This is a genomic window from Streptomyces sp. NPDC043861, assembly GCF_056435905.1.
The window spans coordinates 779,973-785,972 of sequence record NZ_JBWKDP010000001.1 but is presented as its reverse complement, the minus strand read 5'-3'; the positions used below and the strand labels follow the sequence as shown (position 1 = coordinate 785,972).

The 6,000-nt window shown below is 72.3% G+C and carries 6 protein-coding genes; 1 reads left to right on the top strand and 5 read right to left on the bottom strand.

All coding sequences use genetic code 11. The features are described from left to right. Positions 1–454: 454 nt before the first annotated feature. The 4 genes from AC068D_RS03250 to AC068D_RS03235 all read right to left on the bottom strand — a co-directional run bounded on the left by AC068D_RS03250 (position 455) and on the right by AC068D_RS03235 (position 4,235). Positions 455–862 carry a hypothetical protein gene (locus AC068D_RS03250; protein ID WP_478821188.1) on the bottom strand — a complete coding sequence of 136 codons (408 nt, stop codon included), beginning with the start codon at positions 860–862 and terminating at the stop codon, positions 455–457. Further along, positions 859–2,499, bottom strand: coding sequence for an ABC-F family ATP-binding cassette domain-containing protein (locus tag AC068D_RS03245; protein WP_478821187.1), 1,641 nt, complete (start codon positions 2,497–2,499; stop codon positions 859–861). Before AC068D_RS03245 ends, AC068D_RS03250 begins: the two co-directional genes overlap by 4 nt. A 13-nt stretch (positions 2,500–2,512) precedes the next feature. Continuing rightward, complete coding sequence (locus AC068D_RS03240; protein WP_478821397.1) at positions 2,513–2,989, bottom strand: TrmH family RNA methyltransferase; 477 nt, start codon at positions 2,987–2,989, stop codon at positions 2,513–2,515. Positions 2,990–3,212: 223 nt separating this feature from the next. Then, on the bottom strand, positions 3,213–4,235 hold the full coding sequence (locus AC068D_RS03235; RefSeq protein ID WP_478821186.1) for an oxidoreductase: 1,023 nt from the start codon (positions 4,233–4,235) through the stop codon (positions 3,213–3,215). 66 nt (positions 4,236–4,301) lie between these two features. Between AC068D_RS03235 and AC068D_RS03230 the strand changes: the two genes are divergently transcribed. Next, positions 4,302–5,279 (top strand): FAD-dependent oxidoreductase, encoded by a 978-nt coding sequence (locus AC068D_RS03230; RefSeq protein ID WP_478821185.1) that lies wholly within the window; start codon positions 4,302–4,304, stop codon positions 5,277–5,279. Between the two features lie 78 nt (positions 5,280–5,357). Here AC068D_RS03230 and AC068D_RS03225 read toward each other — a convergent pair whose 3' ends face one another. Then, on the bottom strand, positions 5,358–5,948 hold the full coding sequence (locus AC068D_RS03225; protein WP_478821184.1) for a DUF6461 domain-containing protein: 591 nt from the start codon (positions 5,946–5,948) through the stop codon (positions 5,358–5,360). Between the last annotated feature and the right edge of the window lie 52 nt (positions 5,949–6,000).

Genomic DNA, 6,000 nt, shown 5'->3' with positions numbered 1-6,000 from the left:
CCCCGGGCCCGCTGCCGCCCAACGTCGGACGGCCCGGCACGCGGCGCGTGCAGCCCCCTGGGTCCCGTCCGGGCGGTCTTTGAGGATCGGCCCGCGGTGTCGAACGCATGGGGTCTCCCCGGGCCCGCTGCCGCCCAACGTCGGACGGCCCGGCACGCGGCGCGTGCAGCCCCCTGGGTCCCGTCCGGGCGGTCTTTGAGGATCGGCCCGCGGCCGTCGGACGCATGGGGTCTCCCCGGGCCCGCCAGGGCGGAGGGGAAACACCGCAAGGCGGTGGGGGCACTCCCCCTCGCTCCGCCGGGGGTACCCCCACCCGGCCGGAAGCCGGTGGGGGATCGTCCTCGTACCGGACATACTCCGGCGACACCGACAACGCAGCATGGGGTATTTCCCGCCGTAGCCGGTAGAGCACCGCAGCTGTCGTCACGGGCCCGGAAGAGCGCCCGGACAGGACTCAGCCGGTGGGCAGGAAGCGCCGGGCCCATTCCGCCCGGGCGCGGACTGCGGGATCGTCTTCCTCTGTCAGACGTTCCAGAATCGCACGCGCCGTACCGGGCTCCGACTGGACCAGAACGACGATCTCCGTCGCCAGGCCGTCCTGGTCGTCGCCGAGATCGACGGCCGAGGCACGCAGCAGCACCGGAAGCACGGCGGTACCGCCGATCGCCGCGATCACTCCGCCGAGCAGCTCGCGGGCATAGAAGTTGCGTTCGCCGATGCAGCGTTCGAGCTCGGCCTCCAGCCGCGGGAGGACTCCACGGTCGCCGGACGCCGCGATCTCGTCGGCGAGGTCGATCGTCTCGTCGACATCGGCGTCGAGGTCGTCGACGAGCTCGAACAGACGGGTCAGAGGATCGGTCATCGGGACTCCGTCACCCGGCCGTCCGCCACCTCGATGCGCCGGTTCGTACGGACCGCGTCCAGCATCCGACGGTCGTGCGTGACCAGGAGCAGCGTGCCGCTGTACGAGTCGAGCGCCGACTCCAGCTGTTCGATGGCGGGGAGGTCGAGATGGTTCGTCGGCTCGTCGAGGACGAGGAGGTTCACGCCGCGGCCCTGGAGCAGGGCCAGTGCGGCGCGGGTGCGTTCGCCCGGGGAGAGGGTGACGGCGGAGCGCAGTACGTGACCGGCCTTGAGCCCGAACTTGGCGAGGAGCGTCCGGACGTCGGCGGGCTCGGTGTCGGGAACGGCGGCGCAGAATGCGTCCAGCAGCGATTCCGTGCCGTGGAAGAGCTTCCGGGCCTGGTCGACCTCGCCGACGACGACGCCGGAGCCCAGCGCGGCGTGCCCGGAGTCCAGCGGAACGCGGCCGAGCAGCGCGGCGAGGAGTGTGGACTTGCCGGCGCCGTTGGCACCGGTGACGGCGACCCGGTCCGCCCAGTCGATCTGGAGCGACACCGGCCCGAGGCGGAAGTCGCCGCGCCGGACCTCGGCGTCACGGAGCGTGGCGACCACGGAGCCGGAGCGGGGCGCTGCCGCGATCTCCATGCGCAGTTCCCACTCCTTACGGGGCTCGTCGACGACGTCGAGGCGCTCGATCATCCGCTGGGTCTGACGGGCCTTCGCGGCCTGCTTCTCGCTCGCCTCGCTGCGGAACTTGCGGCCGATCTTGTCGTTGTCGGATGCCTTGCGCCGTGCGTTCTTGACGCCTTTGTCCATCCAGGAACGCTGCATCTGGGCGCGGCCCTCGAGGGCGGTCTTCTTGTCGGCGTACTCCTCGTAGTCCTCGCGGGCATGCCGCCGTGCGGTCTCCCGCTCCTCGAGATACGCCTCGTAGCCGCCGCCGTAGAGCGTGATCTGCTGCTGGGCGAGGTCGAGTTCGAGGACCTTGGTGACCGTGCGGGTGAGGAATTCACGGTCGTGGCTCACGACCACGGTGCCGGCCCGCAGACCCTGCACGAACTTCTCCAGACGCTCCAGGCCGTCCAGGTCGAGATCGTTCGTCGGCTCGTCGAGGAGGAAGACGTCGTAGCGGGAGAGAAGGAGCGAGGCGAGCCCCGCACGGGCGGCCTGGCCTCCGGAGAGCGAGGTCATCGGCTGGTCGAGGCCGACGGCGAGGCCGAGCGAGTCGGCGACCTCCTCCGCACGCTCGTCGAGGTCGGCCCCGCCCAGCGCGAGCCAGCGCTCCAGACTCACGGCGTAGGCGTCGTCGGCGCCCGGCGTGCCGTCGGCGAGGCCCTGGGCCGCCTCGTCCATGGCGGACTGGGCGGCGGCGACCCCGGTGCGGCGGGCGAGGAACTGCGCGACGGTCTCCCCCTCGCGCCGCTCCGGCTCCTGGGGAAGATGTCCGACGGCGGCCGTGGGCGGAGAGAGCCGCAGCTCCCCCTGCTCGGGTGTGTCGAGCCCTGCGAGCAGCCGGAGCAGTGTCGACTTCCCGGCGCCGTTGGCGCCGACGAGGCCGATGACGTCTCCGGGTGCGACGACGAGCTCGAGACCTGAGAAGAGCGAGCGCTCGCCGTGCCCGGCGGCGAGGTCCTTGGCGACGAGAGTGGCAGTCATGAGGAGGCCGATCCTATCCGGGGCGCCGGCCGGGTCCGCGCGGTGCGGCTCGCACCAGGCCCGCGAGCTCGTAGAGCGCGAGGGACCCGGCGACGGCGACTCCCCCCGGAGCTCCGCCCGGGAGGTCCCCCGGGCTCGCGCCCGTGCCGATCATCGGGATCTCCACGCATTCGTCGAGCGGGTCCAGGACCTCCGGCGGGATGCCCTTCTGCCCATGGCCGAGGATCATGACCGTGGGCTCGCGGGCAAGCAGAAGACCGGCGAGGCGGACGGCCTCGTCGGCGAGCTCCACGCCCACGATCCGTGCACCGCGCTCGCGCTGCCGCACCGGCCGGCCGAGCGGATCGCCGGTCCCATGGGTGCAGAGCGGCTTGCGCAGCGTGTTGCCCCGGGCCAGGGCCTCAGGCACCCAGGGAACGCGCGGCACGGTCGGACACGCGCCGACGGCGTCGCAGGTGCGGGCGAGCGTTCCGAGGTCGGCTCCGTGCAGCGGTCACAGGGGCGCCGCGTGGAGATGGTCCCAGCGGGCATGGGCGCGCGGTCTGCGCGAGCGGCGCAGTTCCGCGGGGGTACGGGTACGGATCGCGGGTCCGCTCCTCGGGGCGCCGTTCATCGGCGCGGGGAGGCGGGCCTCCGGTCGGGTCGGTGCACAGGGTCGTGTGGTTGCGCGTCTTCTCGGCGATTCAGCGGCTCGCCCGGGTCCCTCGGCTGTGTCATCGCACCACAGGCGCGACCAGCACACCCCCCATGGCGCGTGCGACCAGGAAGGATCGCCCCTTCACCACCCGTGCGTCCAGCGGAATTCCGTGGGTGCCGGGCTCCAGCATTCCGTCGAAGATCTCGTGCGTGTGGGCCCTGGAGAACCGGTCCGTGCGGTGGGCGACGAGCTGGACCCTGCACGGGGACGTGACCGTCACCCTCGCCTCGCCGGCCCCGGCCGTCAGCGCGGTGAGCCGACGGCGCTCCACGGGGCTCCGGTCAAGGGCCTGTTCGATCTGGGCGACCAGGAGCGGGATGACCGGGACGAGGCCGTCGACGCACACCACATGGACTCCGGCGTGTGCGAACGCCTCACGCACCGCCTCGCGTTCGGCTTCCTTGACGGCTCGGCCGAAGGCCACGGCCCCGTACGTACGGAGTTCGTCGGCGGGAACCTGCGCCGCGTCATCGGTGATCTCGGCTCCGATGCCGATCGTGCGCAGTGCGGCGGCTAGCCTCGCGAGCACGGCGACGCGGGCTCCGATGATCAGAACGCGCCGGCGCGGCCGGAGTCCCTCGTCCGTGAGGAGCCGCTCCAGCTCCGTGCGGTACGCGACGGCGTGGAAGCGGAACGGCCCTATTCCGTGGTAGCCGTTGAGATCCAGGTCGGCGGTCTCGTCCGTCTGCCAGGCGAAGTCGCGCCAGATGACATCGTCGCCGGTGCGCTCGATGACCGCGGTGACGGCACCGCACTCGAGACTCTCGCATTCGGGGCAGCCGTAGATGACGTAACGTCCGCCAGGTAGTGGGGCGTCGGCCTCGAGCAGCAGACTGCGCACCTGGCGGGTGAAGATCGCGGGCGGTACGTCGGAGGCCAGCGGTGAGACGGCGTCGAGATCGGAGAGCTGGAAGAGGAGCGGCCGGCCGTCGACGATGAAGTCGATGAAGTCCCGGTGGATCTGGTATCCACCATCGGCGAGGACTCCCCCGGCCCGCATCGCCGGCGCCAGCCCGAAGGTCGCGTACTCGGCAGACATGTCTGGAGTATCCCCAGCCGGGACGCGATGTGAGCACGGCGTCATGGATTCGGCTACGGTCCCGCCATGGGCGACGACGTGCGCGGCGGACGCGATACGGGCGATGTGATCGTGCTGGGCGGCGGGGTCATCGGACTGACCTCGGCGTTGGTGCTCGCTGAGCTGGGCCGCCGGGTGCAGGTGTGGACGCGCGATCCGGTCGGGTCCACCACGTCCGCGGTGGCGGGAGCGCTGTGGTGGCCGTACCGGATCGAGCCGGAGGAGCCGGCCGGCACGTGGGCGCTGACTTCGTTGCGGGTGTACGAGCAGTTGGCGACGCGGCCGCAGGAGACCGGGGTGCGGCTGGTGCCCGGCGTCCATGCCGGGACCGAGCTCGGCAGACTCGGCCCCTGGGCGCGGCAGCTGAAGCATGTGCGTCAGCTGCCGCCCGGTGAGGTGCCGGAGGGCTACGGCTCCGCGCTCTGGGCCCGGCTCCCCCTGATCGACATGCCGGTGCACCTGGACTGGCTCCGGACACGGCTGGAGGCGGCGGGCGGGGTGGTGGAGAGCCGGGAGGTGCGCACGCTCGACGAGGCGGCTGCACAGGCCCCCGTCGTGATCAACTGCACGGGGCTCGGTGCCGGGGACCTCGTCCCCGATCCGGACATGACCCCGGTGCGGGGGCAGTTGGTGCTGGTGGAGAATCCGGGGATCGACTCCTGGTTCACGGCGGCTGACGAAATGTCGCAGGCGACCACGTATTTCTTTCCGCAGCCCGGCCGGCTGGTCCTGGGCGGCACCGCCGAGCCGGGCGCCGGACCGCTCGAGCCCGACCCGGCGACGGCCGCGGCGATCGTCGAGCGCTGCGCGGGGATCCGCCCGGAGATCAGGAACGCCCGGGTCGTCGGCCACCGTGTGGGCCTGCGCCCCGTGCGGTCGAAGGGGGTCAGGCTGGAGCGGGCCGCGTCGCCCGGCGGGCTGCTGATCCACAACTACGGGCACGGCGGCGCTGGTGTGACGGTCGCCTGGGGCTGTGCCTACGCCGCGGCGGCGCTGGCGGGCTGACCGGGGCCGGGGGCCGTCTCCCTGCCGGGGGCCGGCGCTCGGCGCGCCGCTCGGCCGGTCGCCGGCAGCGGCGGGCGGTCACTCCGGCAGGGGAAGCAGCCGGCCGCTCAGGCGCGGGTCGTCGACCTCCCCGGGGAGCGTCAGACGGAGACCGAAGGCGTCCTCGGCCAGGGACAGAACGCTGTGCAGGGGAGCCACCTGGCCCGGGATCAGCCCCAGCGGCCGCATGTGTCCGGCGAGTCGCCCGGGGTCCTGGCCGGTCGGCGCGATCGCCTGGAGCGTGTGGAAGTCGACGACGACGTCGCCGTCGACCGCGTACTTGAACCAGTGCATCGGCTTCTCGTTGTAGTGGAGCGACACGGCCTCGGTGCCCGCGGACACGGCGGCCAGGGTCCGCTCGTCGAGCCCGTGCACACCGCCTTGCTCCCACGCCCAGGTCCACGGACCCTCGGTGCCGGTGATGACCACCGGTTCGTCGTCGTCGAAGAGGTCCTCGCCGAAGTCGTCGGACACATCCGTGCCGTCGCGCACAGCGAGGGTCGCGGGATCTGCCCCGAGACGGGCAAGCAGCTCCGCGGGCGTGAGATCGCGGACGAAGGTCACTGTGTAGACGGGGAAGTCCCCTTCGCGGAACAGGTCCAGCCCGCGTGGTGCACGGATGGTCGTCATGCGACGGATGCTGTCACACACCGCCGACACCGACGGCCATGGCTCCGACGGA

Coding starts and splice junctions, on each gene's coding strand:
- AC068D_RS03250 (WP_478821188.1), bottom strand. CDS start 862: ATGACCGATCCTCTGACCCGTCTGTTCGAGCTCGTCGACGACCTCGAC.
- AC068D_RS03245 (WP_478821187.1), bottom strand. CDS start 2,499: ATGACTGCCACTCTCGTCGCCAAGGACCTCGCCGCCGGGCACGGCGAG.
- AC068D_RS03235 (WP_478821186.1), bottom strand. CDS start 4,235: ATGTCTGCCGAGTACGCGACCTTCGGGCTGGCGCCGGCGATGCGGGCC.
- AC068D_RS03230 (WP_478821185.1), top strand. CDS start 4,302: ATGGGCGACGACGTGCGCGGCGGACGCGATACGGGCGATGTGATCGTG.
- AC068D_RS03225 (WP_478821184.1), bottom strand. CDS start 5,948: ATGACGACCATCCGTGCACCACGCGGGCTGGACCTGTTCCGCGAAGGG.